The following is a 23,088-nucleotide window of genomic DNA, read 5'->3' as shown; positions in this document are numbered from 1 at the left end:
ACATCGGCCAACCCTGAGAGCTTTGCCCGTTTGGTCCGGCCCATCCCTCCGGCGCGGCCCAGTTCCTGAACACGTTCCGGCGTCATTGCCAGCATGATGTCTTGCTTCGTACCGATGGAAAAATTCAGTGAAGCGGCGGGACGGGGAGCACGCGCAAGTCGTGCCATTCCCGCGCCGCGCATGATTTGCCGGGAATCGGAATGGCCGCCTTTGGTCGGCCCTTCTCGCGCGATTTCGCGCCGACTGCCAATTGCTGCAACTGCTCGATCGGGACAGTGGGCTGAGGGCGGTCAATCATCGTGATGATGCCCGCACCCAAATCGGGGCGCGACCATCGCCCCATCCAGAAAGGGGGCAGGCCCTGCGGCCCGCCCCCGAAGCAAACGGGTCGGCCTTGCGGCCGCTCCGTCATCTCTGGTGTTCGCTCAACTGGCGTTGGACAGCTGGAACTCGGTCTCGGGCGCCTGTGCCGGCGGCGTCTTGCGTTCCAGCCGGATCGGCTGCGACCCGCCTGCCGCAGGCTTTTCGATCAGGGCGCGGTGCAGCGTCTTGATCGCCTTGTCGCGGTCGTCCTTGGCGACCAGGAACTGGATGTCGACGCTGCCCGGCAGGTGCTGGACCGCCAGCGGCGTGATCTGCGCCGTCTGCAGCGCGGCCAGCCCGGCCTGTGTGGCGTTCAGCCCGTTCAGGTCGCGACCGATCACCGAGACCAGCGCCAGCCCCTGCACCGTCACGTCGGCATTGGGGAACTTTTCGGTCAGGTCACGCTCGGACCGGCGCACCGCCTTTAGCGGCGCGTCGAGGTAGTGGGTGATCGTGTTGGCGTTGGTGCCCTTGGACACGATGTGCACCTTGTGCCGCGCGAGGATCTCCAGCACGCTTTGATCATAGCCCTTCACGCCCACCATGTCCTGTTCGAACAGCGACAACGCATAGGTGGTCAGCCCGGTCACGATCTCGGCCGCCGGTGCCTCGGCGGGGGCGTCGTCGATCAGTGTGCCCGGATCGCCGGGGTCGAAGGCATTGGTCACCCGCAACGGGATGCCCGCCTTGCGCAGGGTCTTGGCCGCGTTGGGGTGGATCGCCTCCATCCCCAGGTTCGACAGCTGGTCAGCCACGTCGTAATTGGTGTGCCCCAGCTTGCGCACGGCCTCTTCGCCCACCAGCATCGGGTCGGCGGAGGAGAGGTGGAATTCCTTGTGGATGATCGCCTCACTCGCCTGGGTCAGGGCGGCGATGTTCGAGAAGGTCACCTCGGAATAGCCGCGGTCGAACTCCTGCATCAGCCCCTCGGTGCACTGGGCATAGCCGGTGACGATGGGCAGTTCGGAGGTCAGGTCGACCTGTTCCAGACCGGCGGTGATGCGCTGTTTCAGGCTGTGCTCCTCCTCGTCGCGCCAGCCGCTGAGATCGACGAACCGGGCGTTCACCCCGGCCCGTTGCAGCAGCAGCGTGGTGACAAAGGCGGAATGCGCCTCGCCCAGGCCGGACAGCAACTCGCGGATCACCATCATGTGGCTCGACAGGCGGAAATGGCCGTAGGAGCACAGCCGCCGCAGGTCGAACAGGCACGACCGCGCGCCCTCGATCCGCTCGCGCACGAACTCGTCGGCGGCGGTCAGGTCGGCGGGGTGCTCGAGCACGGCGGAATGCGCCTCGCGCATGGCGTCGGCCACGCGGGTCAGCCCGTCCAGCCAGTCGTGGCCGTTGTCGTCATTGGCAAACAGCGCATAGACACCGGGCGTGCCGGTCTTCTTGTGCTCCAGCAGCAGGTTGGTGATGCCGCCGAAGGCAGAGACGACAAACACGCGGTGATACAGGTCGGCGCCCGTGCGGGTGCCGATGAAAAGCGTATCGCGCAGCTCGCGGATACGGCTCATGGAGGTGCCGCCGATCTTCTCGACGGTATGGTCTGGAAAACTCACAGGGGGATTACCCGGCGGGTTGCGCCGGGCCTCCTTTTCTCGGTTCCGGGTCAGGTGGCTCAGGCCGATTCCAACGCGTAGGAGCCGTCGGCCTGATGGACCTCGTTGCCGGTCACCGGCGGGTTGAAGCAGCAGGCCATGACCAGCTCTTCCTCGGCGCGCAGGATATGCTTGTCATGCTGGTCGAGGGCATACATCACGCCCGGCTTGATCTCGTGGGTCTCGCCGGTAGCCAGATCGGTGATCGAGCCCTTGCCCTGCATGCAATAGACGCTCTCGAAGTGGTTCTTGTAGTGGAACGTATGCTCCGAACCGGCTTCGAGGAAGGTGATGTGGAAGGAAAAACCCATCCCGTCATCGGCCAGCAGCATCCGCACGCTGGACCATTTGGCGTCGGACACCACGCGTTCGGGCTCGTTCTTGGTGATTTCGTTGAAGTCGCGTACGATCATCGGTCTTGTTACTCCGCTGCAATTCTCTTGGGTTCTTCGGTCAGGGTTTCGCGGGCCGCTTCCAGCAGGATGTTCAGCCCCTTGCGGAACATCTCGTCCGGGGTGGTCAGCGGCGCCAGCACCTTGACCACCTCGTCGTCCGAGCCGGAGGTCTCGATCACCAGCCCCTTGCCGAAGGCGGTGGCGCAGATCCGCCCGGCCAGGTCGCCCGAGCCGACATCGACCCCCTGCATCAGCCCGCGCCCCTTGAGCCGCGCGCCGGGGATCATCTCGGCCAGTTCGGACAGCGCCGTGGTCAGGATCATCGCCTTTTCGGCCAGCGATTCCTGGAACGTGTCGTCGGCCCAGAATTTCTCGATCGCCACGCGGGCGGTGACAAAGGCGTGGGTGTTGCCGCGAAAGGTGCCGTTGTGCTCGGCTGGGCCGAACACGTCGTATTGCGGGCGCACCAGCGTCAGCGCCATCGGCAGGCCGAAACCGGACACCGATTTCGCCATGGTCACGATGTCGGGCACGATGTCCATCTCCTCGAAGGAGAAGAAGCTGCCGGTGCGGCCGCAGCCGGCCTGGATGTCATCGACGATCAGCAGCGCGCCGTGGTCATGGGCCAGTTCTGCCACCCGCTTGACCCATTCGGGGCGCGCGGCGTTCAGCCCGCCTTCGCCCTGCACGGTTTCCAGCAGGATCGCCGCCGGGGCGTCGATGCCGCTCGAGGTATCGCGCAGCATCGCCTCGAGAAAATCGGCGGTGTCGGTGCCCTCGCCAAAGAAGCCGTCAAACGGCATCCGCGTCACGCCATGCAGGTCGATGCCGGCGCCGCCCCGGTGATAGCCGTTGCCGGTCGCGGCCAGCGCGCCCAGAGTCACCCCGTGGAACCCGTTGGTGAAGGCGATGATGTTGCTCCGCCCGGTCACCTTGCGCGCCAGTTTCATCGCCGCCTCGACGGCGTTGGCGCCGGTCGGGCCGGTGAACATCACCCGGTGATCCAGGTTGCGCGGCGTGAGGATATGGCGCTCGAACGCGTTCAGAAAGCTCGCCTTGGTATCGGTGTGCAGGTCCAGCGCATGGGCCAGCCCGTCATCGGTCAGATGCTCGATCAGCGCGATCTTCATGTCCGGGTCGTTGTGGCCATAGTTCAGCGAGGAACAGCCGGCGAGGAAATCGATATAGCTGCGGCCTTTGGCATCGGTCATTTCCGAGCCCCGGGCCGAGGTAAAGACGGTGTCGAAGCCCCGGCAATAGCTGCGGGCCTCGGATTCGCGACGTTCAAAGATCTTGATTTCGGCTGACGTGTCAGTCGACATGGTAAGTCCTTCCAGGAAGAGATGGGGGAGCACGGGCGGGCGCAGCATGGATTATGCCGCTTTCTTCATCCGCTCCGGCAGGGTGATGGTGACCATGTGCTCGGTCGGGTGCAGCCCCATGAAATGATCATCCCGGATGAAATGGGGCTGGGAATCGAAGCGGCCGAAGCGGCGCTCGCAAAAACGGCGGAACAGGCTCCAGGAGGCTTCGTTGTCGCGGGTGATCGTGGTTTGCAGGCGCGTGACCTCGTCGCAATCGTCGCGGTCGAGGATATCGGCCAGCATCTTGGTGCCCAGGCCCATGCCCCGCGCTTGCGGAGACACCGCGACCTGCCAGACGAACAGCGTGTCGGGCTGGCTGGGCATGACATAGGCCGAAACCCAGCCCAGCACCGCGCCATCGCGCTCCGCCACCACGCAGGTGTCGCGGAAATGGTCGCACTGGATCAGGTTGCAATACATGGAATTTTCATCGAGCGGCTTGCATGCGCGGACAAGGTCCCAGATCGCGCCGCCGTCCTCTGAGACGGGCTTGCGCAGGGCGGGATGGTCCTCGTGCGGCATGTTCTTTGCCTGTGACATGACGAATTTGCTTCCTCCGTTTGCTTCGACTGTCAAAGTAACGTCGCCGTGAAAAACTTCAACATGTAAAAGTAAAATACTGCCATTGGCGCGAAAATCGGCCGATTTTGGCGAAAAATGCTTTGTTCTAGGGGTGAAAATCCTTTGATTTAATGAAATATAGTTTGACTTGCCCGGCATCGGGTGCATGGCTATTGATGGGCGTCTAACGCTCTGTCATCATTGGAAAACTCGCAGCCGGGAGGGGGAGATGGACCGCACCGATATCAGCTTGATCGCCTTGCGGCGGATCCTTCGCGCGACCGAGTTGTTCGGCCGCGAGCTGGCGCAGGCGGCGGGTCTGACGGCGGTGCAGTTCCGCGTGTTGCAGCTTGTCAGCGAGCGCGGCCATTGCACCGCGACCCAGATTTCGCAGCGCATGGGCGTGTCGCAGGCGACCGTCACCTCGCTGGTCGATAAGCTGGTGCGCCAGGGCATGGTGGAACGCCAGCGCTCGGAAAAGGACCGGCGCCAGACCAACATCGTGGTGACCGAAAAGGGGGCCGCTGCCATCGTGCGGGCGCCGGATGCGCTGCAACAGCGTTACGTGCGCAAGTTCGAGGCGCTGGAGGATTGGGAGCAGGCGATGCTGGTCGCCGCGCTGGAGCGGGTCGCCTCGATGCTGGATGCCGAGGATATAGACGCCTCGCCGGTGCTGGATACCGGCGATTTCACCGCCGCCGGCTGAGTTTCAGGCCGTGACCGGGCGCAGCCGCGCCGCCCCCAGCGCGCTCAGCGCCACCATCGCCGCCGCCGTCCCGAGGCACAGCGGCAGCCCCCCCAACTGGTAGCTGGCCCCCGACAGAACCGTGCCCAACAGCCGCCCGGCGGCATTGGCCATGTAGTAGAAACCCACGTCCATGGTCACGCGGCTGTCCTCGCTGAAGGCAAGGATCAGGTAGGAATGCAGCGCGGAATTGACCGCGAAGAGGGCGCCGAACACCAGCAACCCGGCGATCAGCGTCGCGGTCAGCCAGGGCGTCGGCGTGCCGGCCAGCGCCGTCAGCAGCGCCAGCGCGGCGGGCACCGAGATCAGCCCGGCGGCCCAGCTCCGTGCGCTTGTCACCATCGCCGCCTCGCCCCGTGACGCGGCGCGCAGCAGTCTCGGCGCGCTGGCCTGCACCGCGCCGTAAAGGATGATCCAGACCGCCATGAAGCCGCCGATGATGAAGAACGCCGCGCGGTCGCCCGCCCCGGTCCCGTCCGAGAGCACCGCATGGAAATAGATCGGGATGCCGACCACAAACCAGACGTCGCGGGCGCCGAACAGGAACACGCGGGCAAAGCTCAGCCAGTTGATGTTGCGGTTCCTCGACAGCACCTCGCGGAACTTTGCGTCCTTGCGGCCCGCCGGCAGCCCGGCGGGCATGCCGAACAGCACCGCGACCAGGATCGCGGCCAGCGCGGCGGCCATGCCCAGAACGGCGGCATGAAACCCCACCTGAGCCAGCAGCGCCGCCCCCAGCAGAAAGCCCAGTCCCTTGACCGCGTTCTTCGACCCGGTCAGCAGCGCGACCCAGCGAAACAGCCCGCCGTCCTCTTTTGGCGCCAGCAGCTTGACCGCCGACTTGGAGCTCATCTTGGCGAGGTCCTTGGCCACGCCCGAGGCGCCCTGCACCAGCATCACGTAAAGAACCGAGAGCGAGACCGCCCAGCCGGGATCGAGCCGGGCCAGCGCCAGCAAGGCCGCCACCTGCAATCCAAGCCCGGCGTAAAGCGTGCGGGTCAAACCGAACCGCGCCGCGATCCAGCCGGCTGACAGATTGGTCAAAACACCGGCGATTTCGTACAAGACGAAGAGATAGGCCAGTTGTACCGGCGAGAAGCCCAGCGTGTGAAAGTGCAGGAGCACCAGCATCCGCAGTGCCCCGTCGGTCAGCATGAAGGCCCAGTAGGCGGCGGTGACCGCCACGTAGGCGGCCAGCCCCCGGTCGGTCGCGGTCTGGCTCACAGGCTGGCCCCGACCATCAGGGCGACATCGACTAGGCGGTTGGCATAGCCCCATTCGTTGTCATACCAGGCGTAGATCTTCACCTGGGTGCCATTGATGACCATGGTCGACGGGGCGTCGATGATGCTGGAGCGCGGATCGTTGGTATAATCGGCGCTGACCAGCGGGCGGGTCTCATAGCCGAGGATACCGGCAAGTGCGCCCTCGGCGGCGGTTTTGAACAGGGCGTTGACCTCTTCCGCCGTGGTTTCCCGTTCCACCTCGAACACGCAATCGGTGAGCGAGGCATTCAAGAGCGGCACCCGTACCGCATGGCCGTTCAGCTTGCCGGTCAGTTCGGGATAGATCAGCGTGATCGCGGTGGCGCTGCCGGTGGTGGTGGGGATCAGCGAGGTCAGCGCAGACCGCGCGCGGCGCAGGTCCTTGGCCGGGCGGTCGACGATGGTCTGGGTATTGGTCACGTCGTGGATCGTGGTGATCGAGCCGTGCCGGATGCCGAGGTTTTCATGGATCACCTTGACCACCGGCGCGAGGCAGTTGGTGGTGCAGCTTGCGGCGGTGACAATGGTGTGCGCGGCGGGGTCGTAGATGTGGTCGTTGACCCCATAGACAATATTGGCGGTCGGTCCGTCCTTGACCGGGGCAGAAACCACCAGTTTCTTCACGCCGGCGGCGAAATAGGGGGCGAGTTTTGCTTGCGTCTTGAAGGCGCCGGTGCAGTCGATGACCACGTCGACCCCGTCCAGCGGCAGATCCTCCAGCCGTTTGGCCCCGTGTACCGGCAGGCGGGTGCCGTCGATGGTGAGGGTGTCCGCGTCATGGGCAAACGCGGCGGGCCAGCGGCCGTGGACGGAATCGAATTCCAGCAGGTGCGCGTGCATTTCCGCGTCGCCCACCGCGTCGTTGATCCAGGCCACCTGCGCGCCGCGTTCCAGCAGCGGGCGCAGGGCCAGCTTGCCCATGCGGCCAAGGCCGTTGAGTGCGTAAGTGGTCATTTGGTGGCTCCTTCCGGTGCGGTTTCCCCGATCCCGTCGACCGCCGCCTGAAGCGAGATGCGGTCGAGCGTGTCGAGGGGCAGGGCGGCGAAGGCGCGGATGCGGTTGCGCAGCGCGCCATAGGCCTGTTGGAAGGCCAGCCGTTTCTCGGCGTCGGTGCCCTCGGCCTTGACCGGGTCGGGCATGCCCCAATGGGCGCTGACCGGTTGCCCCTGCCATGTCGGGCAGTGCTCGTTGGCGGCCTGGTCACAGACGGTAAAGACGAAATCCATCACCGGCGCCTCCGGGCGCTGGAATTCCGCGATGGTCTTGGCGCGCAGTTTCGTGGTGTCATGCCCCTTGGAGGCCAGCATCTCGACGGCGAGGGGGTTGAGTTCGGAATAGGGATGGGTACCCGCCGAATAGACGTTGAACCGATCGCCCGCCTCGGCGCGCAGCAGCGCCTCGGCAAAGATCGAGCGGGCGGAATTGCCGGTGCAGAGGAACAACACGTTGTATTTCCGGTTGGCCATGGCGGTGGCTCCGTCAGCAGTGGAGGAAGGCTGCGGCGGGCACAACTCGGGGCGCCCGCGACAACAGTCAAGGAAGAGAAAACCGATCAGGTCCTGCACTGCCGGGACATTGGCCCGGTAACGCAGCGAGGTTCCCTGCCGGTGCTGCTCGACCAGACCGGCCTCGAGCAGGGCGGAGAGATAGACCGAGTTGGTGCTGGCCTTGAGCCCCAGCGCGGCGGCGATCTCGCCGGCGGGAACCGCATCGGGATAGCGCCGCATCAGCAGGCGGAACACCTGCATCCGCTGTGGATGGCTGAGGGTGGCAAGCTGGGTGAGCGATTCTTTTTCCATATTTCATGAATGAATGAAATATATGCGGTTTGCAAGACCGGAAGCGGGTCATGGGAACAGATCCGCGCTTTGTCACGGGGGAGGGGCGCGGATGACAGGCGGCGGATGGTGGCGGTCCGCGTCGCGGGGATGTGAACCCGGCGGCGGGGCGCCCTGATTGAAAGATATTTCCTATCGGTTTTCGCCGTGCCAATATCGAATCATGATCGGAAAACTTGAAATGCTCATCGCGCTGGCCAAGGAACAACACTTTGGCCGCGCCGCCGCCAGCATCGGCGTGACCCAGCCCACGCTGTCGACCGGAATCCGGCAGCTTGAGGATCAACTCGGCGTCAAGTTGGTACAGCGCGGTTCGCGCTATGGCGGGTTGACGCCCGAGGGGCAGCGCGCGCTGGACTGGGCACGCCAGATCGTCGGCGACGCCCGACGGTTGCGCGAAGAGATGCGCTTTACCCACGCGGGGCTGTCGGGGCACCTGCGGATCGCGGTGATCCCCACCGCGCTGACCACCGCCTCGCGGCTGGCCGCGGCCTTCAACGCCGAACATCCCAACGTCAGCTTTACCATCCGCTCGACCACCTCGATCGACGTGCTGAACATGCTGGACAATCTCGATATCGATGCCGGCATCACCTATCTCGACAACGAGCCGCTGGGCCGGGTCTCGACCGCCGAACTGTACCGCGAAACCTATACGCTGGTCTGTTCCGGCGCGCATCCGCTGGCGGCGCGAGATGGCGTCGACTGGGCGGAACTGGGCGATGAACGGCTGTGCCTGCTGACGCCCGATATGCAGAACCGGCGCATCATCAACAAGAATTTCACCGAGGCCGGGATCACGCCGGCAGCCTACCTGGAATCCAATTCCACCGTTGTCCTGGTTTCGCAGGTGCAGCACGGCAGCAGCGTCACCGTGCTGCCCGACGACATCGCGCATTTCCTGACCGCTGGCACCGGGTTGAAGGTGATCCCGATCCGGCAAAAGCCCGAGGGCCACGCCGTCGGCCTTGTCGCGCCCTACCAGGAACCGCACACGCCGGTGCTCAAGGCGCTGCTGGAGATGGCGCACAAGCTGGCCGCAGGGCGCGGAAAACGGCGGCTGACCGCCGCCAAGGCGGCGCGCGCGGAGTGACTTTTCGATAGAGATCTGCTATCGTTCAACGAAACAACGATATTGAATCGGTATCCCGAATCCTCCACCCAGTCGAGAGACATGCCATGGGAGGACACATGCCCCAGAGCCCGCCAGACCCGACCGCCGAAGAGATCCAGGCCCTGATCGACAGCCAGATGGCGCTTGAGGGTCCGCTGCTTCCGATCCTGCACGCGATCCAGTCTGCCTATGGGCAAGTGCCGCAGATGGCGCTGCCGCTGATCGCCGAGGCGCTGAACATCACCCGTGCCGAGGTGCATGGGGTGATGTCCTTTTACCATGACTTCCGCGAGGTGCCCGCCGGGCGCCACGTGGTCAGGATCTGCCGCGCCGAGGCCTGCCAGTCGGTCGGCGCCAACGCGCTGGCCGAAGAGACGCTGTCGCGACTGGGCGTGGAATGGCACGGGACCACCGCCAACGGCGCGGTAACGATCGAGCCGGTCTATTGCCTCGGGCTCTGCGCCTGCGGCCCGGCGGCGATGGTCGATGGCCGGGTCGTGGGCCGCGTCGACAGCGCGCGGATGGACGAGATTTTGACGGAGGCGGGCGCATGAAGATCTACGTTCCCCGCGACAGCGCGGCCAAGGCGCTGGGCGCCGATGACATCGCCGCCGCCATCCGGGCCGAGGCCGACAGGCGCGGACTGGAAATCGACCTGATCCGCACCGGCACCCGCGGCATGATCTGGCTGGAACCGCTGGTCGAGATCGACCGGGGTGAGGGGCGCGAGGGGTTCGGCCCGGTCGCGCCGGGGGATGCGCCGGCGCTGCTTGACGGCACGCTCCCGGGGCTGGGCCGTGTCGAGGAGATCCCGTTCTTCGCGCGCCAGACCCGTCTGACCTTTGCCCGATGCGGCGTGACCGATCCGCTGAGCCTGGTCGACTACGAGGCGCTGGGTGGTCTGGCCGGCCTGCGCCGCGCACTGGGCATGAGTGCCGAGGCGATCGTTGACGAGATCAAGCTGTCGGGGCTGCGCGGTCGCGGCGGTGCGGGCTTTCCCACCGGGATCAAGTGGGACACCGTGCGGCTGGCCAAATCGGCGCGCAAGTACATCGTCTGCAATGCCGACGAGGGCGACAGCGGCACCTTTGCCGACCGCATGATCATCGAGGGCGACCCGTTCTGCCTGATCGAGGGGATGGCGATTGCCGGCCTCGGAACCGGGGCGACAAAGGGGTTCGTCTACCTGCGCTCGGAATACCCCGACGCGATCGCGGTGATGGAAGAAGCGATCGAGATCGCCCGCGCGGCCGGGGTCCTGGGCGCCGATGTGCTGGGTTCGGGCAAGGGGTTTGACATGGAGGTCCGGGTCGGGGCCGGGGCCTATGTCTGCGGCGAGGAGACCTCGCTGTTGAACTCGCTCGAGGGCAAGCGCGGGGTGGTGCGCGCCAAGCCGCCGCTGCCGGCGCTCGAAGGGGCCTTTGGCCAACCCACGGTGGTCAACAACGTGCTGTCGCTGGCCACCGTGCCGGTGATCTTCGAGAAGGGCGCCGGGTTCTATGCCGGTTTCGGGCTGGGCCGGTCCAAGGGCACCATGCCGATCCAGATCGCCGGAAACGTGAAATACGGCGGGTTGTACGAGACCGCCTTCGGCATGCCGCTGGGCGAGTTGGTCAATGACATTGCCGGCGGTACCGCCAGCGGCCGCCCGGTCAAGGCGGTGCAGGTGGGCGGCCCGCTGGGGGCCTATTTCGCGCCAGAGCAATTCGACACGCGGTTCAGCTACGAGGAGTTCGACGGCGCCGGCGGGCTGATCGGGCACGCCGGGATCGTGGTGTTCGACGAGACCGTCGACATGCTGAAGATGGCCCGGTTCGCGATGGAATTCTGCGCGGTGGAAAGCTGTGGCAAGTGCACGCCCTGCCGCATCGGCGCGGTGCGCGGGGTCGAGACCATCGACCGCATCGCGCAGGGCGACGCCGATGCGGTGCCGCTTCTGACCGACCTGTGCGAGACGATGAAGGAGGGCTCGCTCTGTGCGCTGGGCGGGTTCACCCCCTATCCGGTGATGTCGGCGCTGACGCTGTTCCCCGACGATTTCGCCACGGCGAAGGAGGCGGCGGAATGAGCGGGCGTGATAACATGCATCACGCAGCCGGGCCCCTCGGCCCGTATGGTGCGCAACCCGATATGTCTTATTCCCGCTCCGCCAAGGAGGTCACGTCATGAAAGATTTCATCATCCCTTGGGACGACGACCGCGACATGGGCACGCCCGCGAAAACGGGCCGGCCGGTCACGCTGACCATCGACGGGGTCGAGGTCACGGTGCCCGAGGGCACCAGCGTGATGCGCGCCAGCGCGATGGCCGGCATCCCGGTGCCCAAGCTCTGCGCCACCGACAGCCTTGACGCCTTCGGCTCCTGCCGGCTCTGCGTGGTCGAAATCGAGGGGCGGCGCGGCACGCCGGCCTCCTGCACCACGCCGGTGCATTCGGGCATGGTGGTGCACACCCAGTCCAGCAAGGTCCGCAAGATCCGCAAGGGGGTGATGGAGCTGTATATCTCCGACCACCCGCTCGACTGCCTGACCTGCGCCGCCAACGGCGATTGCGAGTTGCAGGACATGGCCGGCATGGTCGGTTTGCGCGACGTGCGCTACCAGGCGCCGGAGCAGGCGCCGCTGGCCAACCATTTCGAGCCGCGCGACACCAGCGGGCAGGCCAACGTCGAGTGGCTGCCCAAGGACGAGAGCAACCCCTATTTCACCTATGACCCGTCCAAGTGCATCGTCTGCTCGCGCTGCGTGCGCGCTTGCGAAGAGGTGCAAGGCACCTTCGCGCTGACGATTCAAGGACGCGGTTTCGACAGCCGGGTTTCGCCGGGCATGGCGGGCGACGATTTCCTGTCGTCCGATTGCGTCAGCTGCGGCGCCTGCGTGCAGGCCTGCCCGACCGCCACCCTGCAGGAAAAATCGGTGATCGAGCTGGGTACGCCGGAACGCTCGGTCATCACCACATGCGCCTATTGCGGCGTCGGTTGTTCGTTCAAGGCCGAGCTGAACGGCGATCAGCTGGTCCGCATGGTTCCCTACAAGCACGGCCAGGCCAACCGTGGGCACAGCTGCGTCAAGGGGCGGTTCGCCTATGGTTATGCCAATCACAAGGACCGGGTCCTGAACCCGATGATCCGCGATCACATCGACGAACCCTGGCGCGAGGTGAGCTGGGACGAGGCGCTGGGCTTTGCCGCGACCAAGATGCGCGCGTTGCAGGAAACCCACGGCCGCCGCGCCATCGGGGTGATCACCTCGAGCCGCTGCACCAACGAGGAAACCTACCTGGTGCAGAAACTGGCCCGCGCGGTGTTCCACAACAACAACACCGACACCTGCGCCCGGGTCTGCCATTCGCCCACCGGTTACGGCCTTGGCCAGACCTTCGGCACCTCGGCCGGCACCCAGGATTTCGATAGTGTCGAAAAGACCGACGTGGTGATCGTGATCGGCGCCAACCCGACCGACGCGCACCCGGTGTTCGGCAGCCGGTTGAAAAAGCGGCTGCGCCAGGGCGCCAAGCTGATCGTGATCGACCCGCGCCGCATCGACCTGGTGAAATCGGCCCATGTCGAGGCCGCGCATCACCTTGCCCTGCGGCCCGGCACCAACGTGGCGGTGGTCTCGGCGCTGGCGCATGTCATCGTCACCGAGGGGTTGATGGACGAGGCCTATATCCGCGAGCGCTGCGACTGGGACGAGTTCCAGAGCTATGCCGAGTTCATCTCGGATGCGCGCCACAGCCCCGAGGCGACCGAGATGTTGACCGGGGTACCGGCGGACGAGCTGCGCGCCGCCGCCCGCCTGTTCGCGACGGGGGGCAACGGTGCGATTTATTACGGGCTGGGCGTGACCGAGCACAGCCAGGGCTCGACCACGGTGATCGGCATCGCCAACCTTGCCATGCTGACCGGTAACGTCGGGCGCGAGGGGGTCGGCGTGAACCCGCTGCGGGGCCAGAACAACGTGCAGGGGTCCTGCGACATGGGGTCGTTCCCGCATGAACTGCCCGGCTATCGCCACCTCAAGAACGACGACGTGCGCGCCGTCTTCGAAGGGGCCTGGGGCGTGGAGCTGGACCCTGAACCGGGGCTGCGCATCAACAACATGCTGGACGCCGCCGTCGACGGCACCTTCAAGGGGCTGTATTGTCAGGGCGAGGACATCCTGCAATCGGACCCGGACACCAAGCATGTTGCCGCCGGCCTTGCCGCGATGGACTGTGTCATCGTGCATGACCTGTTCCTGAACGAGACGGCGAATTACGCCCACGTCTTCCTGCCCGGTTCGACCTTCCTGGAAAAGGACGGCACCTTCACCAATGCCGAGCGTCGGATCAACCGCGTGCGCCGGGTGATGGCGCCGCGTAACGGCTATGCCGACTGGGAGGTGACCCAGTTGCTGGCCAACGCGATGGGGGCGAATTGGCACTATACCCACCCAGGCCAGATCATGGACGAGATCGCGGCGACGACACCCAGTTTCGCCAACGTCAGCTATGAGATGCTGGAAGAGAAGGGCAGCGTGCAATGGCCCTGCAACGAGGCGCACCCGGACGGCACGCCGCTGATGCATGTGGACGGGTTCGTGCGCGGCAAGGGGCGGTTCATCGTCACCGAGTACGTGGCCACGGATGAAAAGACCGGCCCGCGGTTCCCACTGTTGCTGACCACCGGTCGCATCCTGTCGCAGTACAACGTCGGCGCCCAGACCCGGCGCACCGACAACGTGGTGTGGCATGATCAGGACGTGCTGGAAATCCACCCGCATGACGCCGAGGTGCGCGGCATCGAGGACGGCGACTGGGTCAAGCTGGCCAGCCGGTCCGGCGATACCGCGCTGCGGGCGAAGATCACCGACCGGGTCAGCCCCGGCGTGGTCTATACCACCTTCCACCACCCCGACACCCAGGCCAACGTGATCACCACCGATTTCAGCGACTGGGCCACCAACTGTCCCGAGTACAAGGTGACGGCGGTGCAGGTCAGCGCCTCGAACGGGCCGACCGAATGGCAGGAGAGCTATGCCGCGCAGGCCGCGCGGTCGCGCCGCATCCTGCCGGCGGCGGAATGACCATGGCCCGCCGCCCCGCCCAGAGCCTGCCGGGCCTCGCGGTGCGCCAGGACGGCCCGCGTGGCGTCAGCCGGACCCTGCCCGAGGAATGGCCGGTCGCGCTGGTCTATGACGGCAGCACCCAGGCGGTGATGATGGCCAGCCCCGCCGACCTGGAGGATTTCGCGCTGGGCTTCTCGCTGAGCGAGGGGATCGTCGCGCATCCGGGCCAGCTCGAGGGCCCCGAGATCGTCGAGCACGAAGCGGGAACCGAGGTGCGCTTCTGGCTGGCACCCGAGCGGGCCGAGGCGATGAAAGCCCGCCGCCGCACCATGGCCGGGCCTGTGGGCTGCGGGTTGTGCGGGATCGACAGCCTCGACCAGGCGATCCGGCCGCTGCCCCGGGTCTCCAGCGCGGTGCAGATTGCCCAATCGGATCTGGCGCGGGCTGCCGATGCGCTGCGCGCACATCAGCCGCTGCACGACCAGACCCAGGCGGTGCATGCCGCCGGGTTCCTGCGCCCCGGCGCGGGCATCGTGCTGGCGCGCGAGGATGTCGGGCGGCACAACGCGCTCGACAAGCTGATCGGTGCCATGGCCCGCCAGGGGATCGACCCGGGGCAGGGCGCCATCGTCATGACCAGCCGCATTTCGGTCGAACTGGTGCAGAAATGCGCCATCGCCGGCTGTCCGGTGCTGGTCGCCGTGTCGGCCCCGACCGCCCATGCGGTGCGGCTGGCCGAGGGCGCGGGCGTGACCCTCGCCGCCTTTGCCCGCAGTGGTGCCTTTGACCTTTATGCCCATCCCGACCGTATCCTGACCGGAGCCTCCGATGTCGCCTGACAAGATGATCTACATGGCCAACCAGATCGCCACGTTCTTCAACACCCAGCCGGAGGCGGACAAGGCCGGCAAGGTGGCAGCCCACCTCAACGATTTCTGGGATCCGCGCATGCGTCGGCAACTGCTGGACCACGTCGCCGGCGGCGGCGCGGGGCTCGACCCGGTGGTGATCGAGGCGGCGGCGCAGGTGCGCGAACCGGTGTCCTGACCGGCGGTTCCCGTCGCCGACTTGCCGCAGCTTCGGTGTTGGAGTAGGCCGGAGGGGTCGACAGGCCCGGAATTCGGGCTGCGAGGATGCCCGCCCGATGCCACACTCCCCCCTGAACTGGATCACCTCCTGCCTGCTGGTCGTTCTGACCGGCCTTGTTGCCTGCGCCGAATGGGGCGCTGACTGGGCCTCGGCGCCGGTGCCATGGCTGGTGCTGGCGGTCGTGGCCCTGCTGACCCCGCGCGTGCGGTCCTCACGCCGCGCATTCGTGGCGGTAGGGGCAGCCCTGACCCTGGCGTTGGCGCTCACCGGAACTGGTTGGCAGGCGGTGGCGTTGCGGGGTCTTTACTCGGCGGGATTCATCGGCGCCTTTTTCACCGCGCTTTCGACGCTGCGCAACGTCGCGGAAACCTCGCCCGCCATCGGTCGCGCCGGGCGCTTCCTTGCCAGCCAGCCGCCGGGGCGGCGCTATGGCGCGCTGACCCTGGGCGGGCTTCTGTTCGCGCTGCTGTTGAATTACGGCGCCATCACCCTGCTGGGAAGCCTGGCCACCACCAGCGCCGCCGCCGAGGCCGATCCGGTGATCCGCGGCCACCGTCGCCGGCGCATGCTGCTGGCGATCCAGCGCGGGTTCGTCTCCTCGCTGCCGTGGTCGCCGCTGGCCTTCGCCATGGCGATCACCACCGCGTTGATCCCCGGCGCGCGCTGGGCTGATGCGGTCGCGCCCGGGCTGGTCACGGCGGCGATCCTGTCCGGCACCGGCTGGGCGCTCGACACCCTCTTCAAGCCGAGGCTGACGCTGCCGCCGCGAGCGGGGGCGCGCGGCGCCGGGTCCTGGATGGCGATCTCGCCGCTGGTGCTGCTGCTGGTGCTGTTCGGCCTGACCGTCGGCGGGCTGCACATGCTGACCGGCATCCGGGTCGTCGGGGTGGTCATGGTGGTGGTGCCGGCGATCGCGCTGGCCTGGGCGATCCTGCAGCATGGGGGAGGGGGGCTTGATTTCTCGCTCGGCAAGCGTCTGCGTGACTACCTCGTGACCGACCTGCCCGGTTATCGCGGCGAGATCACGCTGTTGATGATGGCGGGCTATATCGGGACCATTGGCGCGCCACTGCTGCTGCCGCTGGTGCTGCGGTCGGGGCTCGATCCGGCGTTGCTGCCGGGATGGGTGGTGCTGGTGCTGCTGGTCTGGATCATCCCGGTGCTGGGCCAGCTCGGCATGAACCCGATCCTGACGGTCACCCTGCTGGCGCCGCTGATCCCGGAGGCGGCGTCGATGGGGGTGACACCGGCAGCCGTGGTGACGGCGATCGCCGCCGGCTGGGCGATGGGCGGCGCCACCTCGCCCTTTACCGCGACGACCCTGATGATCGGCTCGTTCGGGCAGGTGAGCGCCACGCATGTCGGGCTGCGTTGGAACGGAGGCTACGCGCTGACGGTCGGGGCGCTGCTCTCCGGCTGGGTGTTGGTCTTTGCCTTCGTGATCGGGGGCTAGGGGGCGCCCCTTACCGGAACAGCCGGGTCAGGTCGAACAGCGCGTCAAGCCGTTCGTAGCGATCGCGGGTCTCGGGCCAGCAGCTTTCCTGGGTTGCGGCGATCAGCGCCTCGAGCAGCATCATCGTCGAGGTGTTCGAATCCCAGGCCGAGGGGATCTCGACCCAGCAGTTGAAGCTGTAATGCGCCACCCGCGCGATCGGGCTGGACCATTGATCAGTGATCAGGATCAGCTTGACGCCCCGCTCGGCGGCCAGTTCAGCGAGCCGTTCGAGGTTGGCCTCGTAGCGACGCACGTCGAACAGCAGCAGCGTATCGCCCTTTTCCATGTCCAGCACGTAATGCGGCCAGGTCGCCGAGGAGGCGGTCATGTAGGTCACCTTGGGTCGCACCGCCTGGAAGTGGGTAAAGGCGTAGTCGGCCAGCGCGCGGGTGATGCGCCCGCCGACCACGTACAATTGGTGCTCGGTATCGGCCAGTTGCCGGACCGCGGATTCGAAGGCCTCGGTGTCGATGTTGGAAAAGGTCTGTTCGATATTGCCGGTCACGGTCTGGGCGAACCGGTTCAGCAGGTGCGATTCGGGGGCTTCGGCGGCCCATTTCTCGCGTCGCTTGGTGGGACCGGAGCCCTTGGCCTCCAACTCGGTCCGCAACGCCTGGTGAAATTGCGGATAGCCCTTGTACCCCAGTTTCTGCACCATGCGCGCGACCGTGGGCGTCGAGACCTCGGCGCTGGAGGCGACGATGGTGATCGAGGCCAGCCCGGCCGCCGGGTAATTTGCCAGCAGGGCCTGGGCGAACTTGCGCTCTGACTGGGTCAGTTCGGAATAATGCTGACGGATCAGTTCGCGGACGGTCGGGGCGGGTTTGGTCACCGGTCGGGCTGTGCCTCCTGCTTGAAACTCGGGCAGGCGACCCACCGCATGATGCAGCGGACGATTTCCCCGACGTCTGTCATTGGAGATATATTGACACATAGTCCGCCAATGTGAAAAGATTTTTCCAAACATGGGGGATCGCATATGCCCGAGGGCAGGTCGGACGCCGAAATGGACACCGTCGAACTGATCAATCCGCAGGGGGCCGGGCCGGCGCTTTTGCTGTGCGAACACGCGGCCAATCACATACCGGCACGATACGATGGGCTGGGCCTTTCTGCCAGGGCGCGCGACAGCCATGCGGCTTGGGATCCCGGCGCGCGGGATGTGGCGTTGGCGCTGTCCCGGGCGCTTGACGCGCCCTTGGTCGCCGGCAGGGTGTCGCGGCTGGTCTACGACTGCAACCGTCCGCCCGAGGCCGCCAGCGCGACGCCGGAAAAATCCGAGCTGGTCGAGGTGCCCGGCAATCGCGACCTGGCCCCCGAGGCGCGCGCCGAGCGGGTCGAAACCGTCTATCGGCCGTTCTGCGCAGCGGTTTCCGCCGCGATTGCCGACCGTCGCGCCCGCAACCTTCCGACCGTGCTGATCACCGTTCACAGCTTTACCCCGGTCTATTACGGTCAGCCGCGCGAGACCGAGATCGGCATCCTGCACGATACCGAAAGCCGCTTGGCCGACGCGATGCTGGAGCGGGCGTCAACGCTGCCGAACCGGCGCATTGCCCGCAACGATCCTTATGGCCCCGAAGATGGGGTGACCCATTCGCTCAAGCTGCATGGCATCGCCAACGGGTTGCCCAACGTGATGATCGAGCTGCGCAACGACCTCATCGCCGACGCATCCGCCGTCGCGGCGATGGTCGAGGACCTGATGGCGCTGATCGCTCCGGCGCTCGATGCGCTGGCCTCGCCGGGCGGGAAGACGGCCCATGCCTAGAGCCATTCGCGGCTATGTCCGCGCCATCGACCGCCTCAACCGGTTCATCGGGCGCGTCGCGATGTACCTGATCTTCGTGCTGGTGGGCGTTCTGCTGTGGTCCTCGGTCTCCAAGGCGGTGTTCACCCCCTCGCTCTGGACGCTGGAAACCGCGCAATTCGTTATGGTCGCCTATTACGTGCTTGGCGGACCCTATTCACTGCAGCTCGGCTCCAACGTGCGGATGGACCTGTTCTATGGCGGTTGGTCGACCCGGACCAAGGCCTGGTTTGACAGTTTCACCGTGCTGTTCCTGATGGGATATCTCGGCATCCTGCTCTATGGCGCGGTGGGGTCCACCGCCTATTCGCTGGGTTATTTCGGGATGGAGCCCTTTGCCTTTTTCTGGGATCTGCTGAAAACGCTTGTGACCGGCGGCTTCGATGCGGCAGGTGAAAAACTGGGATTTCTCGAACGCAGCCCGACCGCCTGGCGGCCGCATCTGTGGCCGGTCAAGACGCTGCTGTGCATTGGCGTCACGCTGATGCTCTTGCAGAGCCTGGCCGAACTGTTCCGCGACATCGCGATCATCCGCGGGGAAGAAATCTGATGCCCTATGAAATGATTGCCCTGCTGATGTTCAGCTCGATGATGCTGATGCTGATGACCGGCCAGCGCGTGTTCGGGGCCATCGGGTTCGTCGGTGCCGCGTCGGCGCTGCTGCTGTGGGGGACCGGCGGGGTCGAGATCCCGTTCGCGGCGGCGATGAAGCTGATGAAATGGTATCCGCTTCTGACCCTGCCGATGTTCATCTTCATGGGCTACGTGCTGTCGGAATCCAAGATCGCCGACGATCTGTACAAGATGTTCCATGTCTGGATGGGGCCGGTCAGGGGCGGGCTGGCGATCGGGACCATCGGGCTGATGGTGCTGATCTCGGCGATGAACGGGCTGAGCGTGGCGGGTATGGCGATCGGGTCGACCATCGCGCTGCCGGAACTGCTGAAGCGGCGCTATGACAAGATCATGGTCACCGGGGTGATCCAGGCGGGCTCCTCGCTCGGGATCCTGGTGCCGCCCTCGGTGGTGCTGGTGCTCTACGCGATGATCGCGCGCCAGCCGGTCGGGCAGCTGTGGCTCGCGGGGGTGCTTCCGGGGCTGATGATGGCCGGGATGTTCATCCTCTACATCTACATCCGCTGCCGGGTGCAACCCGAGCTTGGCCCGGCCCTCTCGGAGGAGGAGCGCAACGTCTCCACCGCCGAGAAGCTGCGACTGCTGCGCGCGGGCATCCTGCCGCTGGTGATCTTCGCGGTGATGATGGTGCCCTTCGTCAAAGGCTGGACCTCGCTGGTGGAAAGCTCGGCCATCGGGGCAATGGCGGCCTTTGTCGCCGCCGTGCTCAAGGGCCGGATGACCAAGGACGTGTTCGAGACCTCGGTGCGCGAAACCCTGGCGATCTCCTGCATGTTCATGTGGATCATCCTTGCCGCGCTGGGGTTCGGAGCTGTGTTCGACGGGTTGGGCGCGGTCAAGGCGATCGAGGATCTGTTCACCGAGCAGCTGGGACTTTCGCCATGGATGATCCTGATCCTGATGCAGCTCAGCTTCATCGTCATGGGCACCTTCCTGGACGACACTGCGATGCTTGTGATCGTGGCGCCGCTCTACGTGCCGCTGGTGGACGCGCTGGGCTTTGATCTGATCTGGTATGGTGTCCTCTATACCATCACAACGCAGATCGCCTACATGACCCCGCCGTTCGGTTATAACCTGTTCCTGATGCGCGCCATGGCCCCACCCGAGATCGGGCTGCGCGACATCTATGTCTCGATCATCCCCTTCGCGCTGGTCATGGTGGTCGCGCTGATGCTGGTGATGGTCTTTCCCGAAATCGCCCTTTGGCTGCCCGAAACGGTTTATGCAAAGTAACCAGAGAGAAGAGCCTCGACAGGGGGCCAAGAGATCCACCAAGGAGAAACGACAATGACCACAAGACGCAAGTTCCTGAAAACCGCCGGCGTGGGCGTAGCCGCCGCGCCGCTGGCCACCCCGGCCCTGGCGCAATCCACCATCAAGTGGCGGATGCAGACCTATGCCGGTGCCGCGCTGGCCGAGCACGTGGTGAAACCCGCGATCGACACCTTCAACAAGATCGCCGGCGACCGCATGCAGATCGAGCTTTACTATGCCGATCAGCTCGTGCCCACCGGCGAGCTGTTCCGCGCCATGCAGCGCGGCACCATCGACGCGGTGCAGTCGGACGACGATTCGATGGCCTCGCCCACCGAGGTCACCGTGTTCGGCGGCTACTTCCCCTTTGCCTCGCGCTACTCGCTCGACGTGCCGGTGCTGTTCAACCAGTACGGCCTGAACGAGATCTGGGGCGAGGAATACGCCAAGGTCGGGGTCAAGCACATCTCGGCCGGGTCCTGGGATCCGTGCCACTTTGCCACCAAGGACCCGATCAACAGCCTGGCCGACCTCAAGGGCAAGCGCGTCTTTACCTTCCCGACCGCCGGCCGCTTCCTGTCGCAGTTCGGCGTGGTCCCGGTCACCCTGCCGTGGGAAGACATCGAGGTTGCCGTGCAGACCGGCGAGCTGGACGGCATTGCCTGGTCGGGCATCACCGAGGATTACACGGTGGGCTGGGCCGATGTGACAAACTACTTCCTCACCAACAACATCTCGGGGGCCTGGATCGGCCACTTCTTTGCGAACATGGGTCGCTGGGAGGAACTGCCCGAGGATCTGCAACTGCTTCTGGCCACCTGCATGGAGCAGTCGCACTACTACCGCCAGTGGTGGTACTGGGGCGGCGAGGCTTCGCTGCGGGTCGACGGCTCCAAGATGCAACTGACCTCGATTCCCGACAGCGAATGGGACCAGGTCGAGGCCGCCGCGCATACCTTCTGGGACGAAATCGCGGCCGAGTCCGCGACAAAGGCCAAGGTCGTCGAGATCTTCAAGAAGTACAACGCGGACATGCAGAAGGCCGGGCGCCCCTATCGCTACGGCTGAGACGACCACAGGTGACGAAACGGACCCTGGCGGCAACGCCGGGGTCCCCCAATTGAGAACAGGATAGCCGCCGATGTCTGGTACACTGAGTTTCGAGGATCTGAAGGCCCGCGTCGAGGCCGGCGAGGTGGACACGGTCCTGGCTTGCCTGGTTGACATGCAGGGACGGCTGCTGGGCAAACGGTTCCATGCCAAGCATTTCATCGCCAGCGCCTGGGAAGAGACCCATTGCTGCAACTACCTGCTGGCCACCGACCTGGCGATGGCCACGCCCGAAGGCTATGCCTCGACCTCCTGGAGCGCGGGCTACGGCGATTACGTGATGAAGCCGGATCTTTCCACCCTGCGCCCGATGCCCTGGCTCGAGGGCACGGTGATGGTGCTGTGTGACGTGCTCGACCACCACACCCATCAGGACATCCCCCATTCGCCCCGCGCGATCCTGAAGAAACAGCTCAAACGGCTGGAGGCGATGGGGTTCGACGCCATGATGGCGACGGAGCTGGAGTTCTTCCTGTTCGAAAAAAGCTTTGATGAGCTGCGCAAGGAGGGCTACCGCGAGCTGGCCCCGCTGTCGGGCGTGAACGAGGATTACCACATCCTGCAGACCACCAAGGAAGAGCACGTGATGCGCCCGCTGCGCAACCACCTGTGGGATGCCGGCATCCCGGTGGAAAACACCAAGGGCGAGGCCGAGACCGGGCAGGAAGAGCTCAACATAAAATATGCCCCGGCGCTGAACACGGCGGATTACCACACCATCGCCAAGCACGCGACCAAGGAGATCGCCTGGCAGCAGGGCCGCGCGGTGACCTTCCTGCCGAAATGGAGCGCCGACAAGGTCGGCTCGTCCAGCCACGTGCACCAGTCGCTGTGGAAGGATGGCAAGCCGGCCTTCTACGACCCCGAGGATGAGCTGGGGATGTCGGCGCTGATGAAAAGCTATGTCGCCGGCCTGCTGAAATACGCCGCCGACTATACCTATTTCCTTGCCCCCTACATCAACAGCTACAAGCGGTTCCAGAAGGGCAGCTTTGCGCCGACCCGCATCATTTGGTCCATCGACAACCGCACCGCGGGCTACCGCCTGTGCGGCGATGGCAGCAAGGCGGTGCGGATCGAGTGCCGGGTCGGCGGATCGGACATCAACCCCTATCTGGCGATGGCGGCGCTGCTGGCGGCCGGGATCAAGGGCGTCGAAGAGGGGCTGGAGCTGGAGCCGCCGTTCAAGGGCGATGCCTATGAGGGCGAAAGCGCCCATATCCCGCATACCCTGCGCGATGCGCGCGCGGCGCTGCTGGCGTCGGACATGCTGCGCGCGGCGATGGGCGACGACGTGATCGAGCATTACGCCCGCGCCGCCGAGTGGGAGATCGAGGAATTCAATCGCGTGGTCACCGATTACGAGGTGACGCGCGGGTTCGAACTGGCCTGAGGAC

Annotated in this window: 21 protein-coding genes; 13 read left to right on the top strand and 8 right to left on the bottom strand. The window is 65.7% G+C overall.

What is annotated here, in order from left to right; all coding sequences use genetic code 11:
* Positions 1–425: 425 nt before the first annotated feature.
* From ABWV23_RS09495 to ectA, 4 genes are read right to left on the bottom strand one after another with little or no spacing between them, the layout of a single operon-like run.
* Positions 426–1,925, bottom strand: a complete 1,500-nt coding sequence (locus ABWV23_RS09495) for an aspartate kinase (protein ID WP_353347206.1) — start codon at positions 1,923–1,925, stop codon at positions 426–428.
* A gap of 59 nt (positions 1,926–1,984) precedes the next feature.
* Complete coding sequence (locus tag ABWV23_RS09490) at positions 1,985–2,377, bottom strand: ectoine synthase (protein ID WP_353347205.1); 393 nt, start codon at positions 2,375–2,377, stop codon at positions 1,985–1,987.
* 8 nt (positions 2,378–2,385) lie between these two features.
* Positions 2,386–3,681, bottom strand: a complete 1,296-nt coding sequence (ectB, locus tag ABWV23_RS09485; RefSeq protein WP_353347204.1) for a diaminobutyrate--2-oxoglutarate transaminase — start codon at positions 3,679–3,681, stop codon at positions 2,386–2,388.
* A gap of 51 nt (positions 3,682–3,732) precedes the next feature.
* Positions 3,733–4,263: a diaminobutyrate acetyltransferase gene (gene ectA / locus ABWV23_RS09480; RefSeq protein WP_353347219.1), complete on the bottom strand. Its 531-nt coding sequence runs from the start codon at positions 4,261–4,263 to the stop codon at positions 3,733–3,735.
* Between the two features lie 250 nt (positions 4,264–4,513).
* On the opposite strand from ectA, the gene ABWV23_RS09475 reads away from it, so the two are divergent.
* Entirely contained in the window at positions 4,514–4,990 is a 477-nt protein-coding gene (locus ABWV23_RS09475) for a MarR family winged helix-turn-helix transcriptional regulator (RefSeq protein WP_353347203.1), read from the top strand.
* A gap of 3 nt (positions 4,991–4,993) precedes the next feature.
* Here ABWV23_RS09475 and arsJ read toward each other — a convergent pair whose 3' ends face one another.
* From arsJ to ABWV23_RS09460, 3 genes are read right to left on the bottom strand one after another with little or no spacing between them, the layout of a single operon-like run.
* On the bottom strand, positions 4,994–6,253 hold the full coding sequence (arsJ, locus tag ABWV23_RS09470) for an organoarsenical effux MFS transporter ArsJ (protein ID WP_353347202.1): 1,260 nt from the start codon (positions 6,251–6,253) through the stop codon (positions 4,994–4,996).
* On the bottom strand, positions 6,250–7,248 hold the full coding sequence (locus tag ABWV23_RS09465) for an ArsJ-associated glyceraldehyde-3-phosphate dehydrogenase (protein WP_353347201.1): 999 nt from the start codon (positions 7,246–7,248) through the stop codon (positions 6,250–6,252). Before ABWV23_RS09465 ends, arsJ begins: the two co-directional genes overlap by 4 nt.
* Positions 7,245–8,093 (bottom strand): arsenate reductase/protein-tyrosine-phosphatase family protein, encoded by an 849-nt coding sequence (locus ABWV23_RS09460; RefSeq protein ID WP_353347200.1) that lies wholly within the window; start codon positions 8,091–8,093, stop codon positions 7,245–7,247. Before ABWV23_RS09460 ends, ABWV23_RS09465 begins: the two co-directional genes overlap by 4 nt.
* A 202-nt stretch (positions 8,094–8,295) precedes the next feature.
* On the opposite strand from ABWV23_RS09460, the gene ABWV23_RS09455 reads away from it, so the two are divergent.
* From ABWV23_RS09455 to ABWV23_RS09425, 7 genes are all read left to right on the top strand, one after another.
* A complete protein-coding gene (locus ABWV23_RS09455) occupies positions 8,296–9,225 on the top strand; it encodes a LysR family transcriptional regulator (RefSeq protein ID WP_353347199.1) in 930 nt (309 codons plus the stop codon).
* Between the two features lie 98 nt (positions 9,226–9,323).
* Entirely contained in the window at positions 9,324–9,800 is a 477-nt protein-coding gene (locus ABWV23_RS09450) for a formate dehydrogenase subunit gamma (RefSeq protein ID WP_353347198.1), read from the top strand.
* On the top strand, positions 9,797–11,314 hold the full coding sequence (locus ABWV23_RS09445; RefSeq protein ID WP_353347197.1) for a formate dehydrogenase beta subunit: 1,518 nt from the start codon (positions 9,797–9,799) through the stop codon (positions 11,312–11,314). Before ABWV23_RS09450 ends, ABWV23_RS09445 begins: the two co-directional genes overlap by 4 nt.
* A 97-nt stretch (positions 11,315–11,411) precedes the next feature.
* The gene (gene fdhF, locus ABWV23_RS09440) at positions 11,412–14,312 is read left to right on the top strand and encodes a formate dehydrogenase subunit alpha (RefSeq protein ID WP_353347196.1); all 2,901 of its coding nucleotides are present in this window, start codon (positions 11,412–11,414) and stop codon (positions 14,310–14,312) included.
* Entirely contained in the window at positions 14,309–15,133 is an 825-nt protein-coding gene (gene fdhD / locus ABWV23_RS09435) for a formate dehydrogenase accessory sulfurtransferase FdhD (RefSeq protein WP_502901641.1), read from the top strand. Before fdhF ends, fdhD begins: the two co-directional genes overlap by 4 nt.
* Positions 15,123–15,341, top strand: a complete 219-nt coding sequence (locus ABWV23_RS09430) for a formate dehydrogenase subunit delta (RefSeq protein ID WP_353347195.1) — start codon at positions 15,123–15,125, stop codon at positions 15,339–15,341. The genes fdhD and ABWV23_RS09430 overlap by 11 nt, the downstream gene beginning before the upstream one ends.
* A 97-nt stretch (positions 15,342–15,438) precedes the next feature.
* The gene (locus ABWV23_RS09425) at positions 15,439–16,836 is read left to right on the top strand and encodes a hypothetical protein (RefSeq protein ID WP_353347194.1); all 1,398 of its coding nucleotides are present in this window, start codon (positions 15,439–15,441) and stop codon (positions 16,834–16,836) included.
* Between the two features lie 10 nt (positions 16,837–16,846).
* Here the strand turns inward: ABWV23_RS09425 and ABWV23_RS09420 are convergent, their stop codons facing one another.
* Positions 16,847–17,710: a MurR/RpiR family transcriptional regulator gene (locus tag ABWV23_RS09420; protein WP_353347193.1), complete on the bottom strand. Its 864-nt coding sequence runs from the start codon at positions 17,708–17,710 to the stop codon at positions 16,847–16,849.
* Positions 17,711–17,857: 147 nt separating this feature from the next.
* Between ABWV23_RS09420 and ABWV23_RS09415 the strand changes: the two genes are divergently transcribed.
* From ABWV23_RS09415 to ABWV23_RS09395, 5 genes are all read left to right on the top strand, one after another.
* Positions 17,858–18,649 (top strand): N-formylglutamate amidohydrolase, encoded by a 792-nt coding sequence (locus ABWV23_RS09415; RefSeq protein ID WP_353347192.1) that lies wholly within the window; start codon positions 17,858–17,860, stop codon positions 18,647–18,649.
* Complete coding sequence (locus ABWV23_RS09410; protein WP_353347191.1) at positions 18,642–19,238, top strand: TRAP transporter small permease subunit; 597 nt, start codon at positions 18,642–18,644, stop codon at positions 19,236–19,238. The genes ABWV23_RS09415 and ABWV23_RS09410 overlap by 8 nt, the downstream gene beginning before the upstream one ends.
* Positions 19,238–20,560, top strand: coding sequence for a TRAP transporter large permease (locus ABWV23_RS09405; protein ID WP_353347190.1), 1,323 nt, complete (start codon positions 19,238–19,240; stop codon positions 20,558–20,560). The genes ABWV23_RS09410 and ABWV23_RS09405 overlap by 1 nt, the downstream gene beginning before the upstream one ends.
* Positions 20,561–20,614: 54 nt before the next feature.
* The gene (locus tag ABWV23_RS09400; protein WP_353347189.1) at positions 20,615–21,649 is read left to right on the top strand and encodes a TRAP transporter substrate-binding protein; all 1,035 of its coding nucleotides are present in this window, start codon (positions 20,615–20,617) and stop codon (positions 21,647–21,649) included.
* Positions 21,650–21,722: 73 nt separating this feature from the next.
* The gene (locus ABWV23_RS09395; protein WP_353347188.1) at positions 21,723–23,084 is read left to right on the top strand and encodes a glutamine synthetase family protein; all 1,362 of its coding nucleotides are present in this window, start codon (positions 21,723–21,725) and stop codon (positions 23,082–23,084) included.
* Positions 23,085–23,088 lie beyond the last annotated feature (4 nt).

Origin of the sequence: Aquicoccus sp. SU-CL01552, from assembly GCF_040365005.1 — a bacterium.
Classification (GTDB): Bacteria; Pseudomonadota; Alphaproteobacteria; order Rhodobacterales; family Rhodobacteraceae; genus Antarcticimicrobium.
Note: the sequence above shows the minus strand (reverse complement) of the source record. Positions and strands in the feature narration are given on the sequence as shown.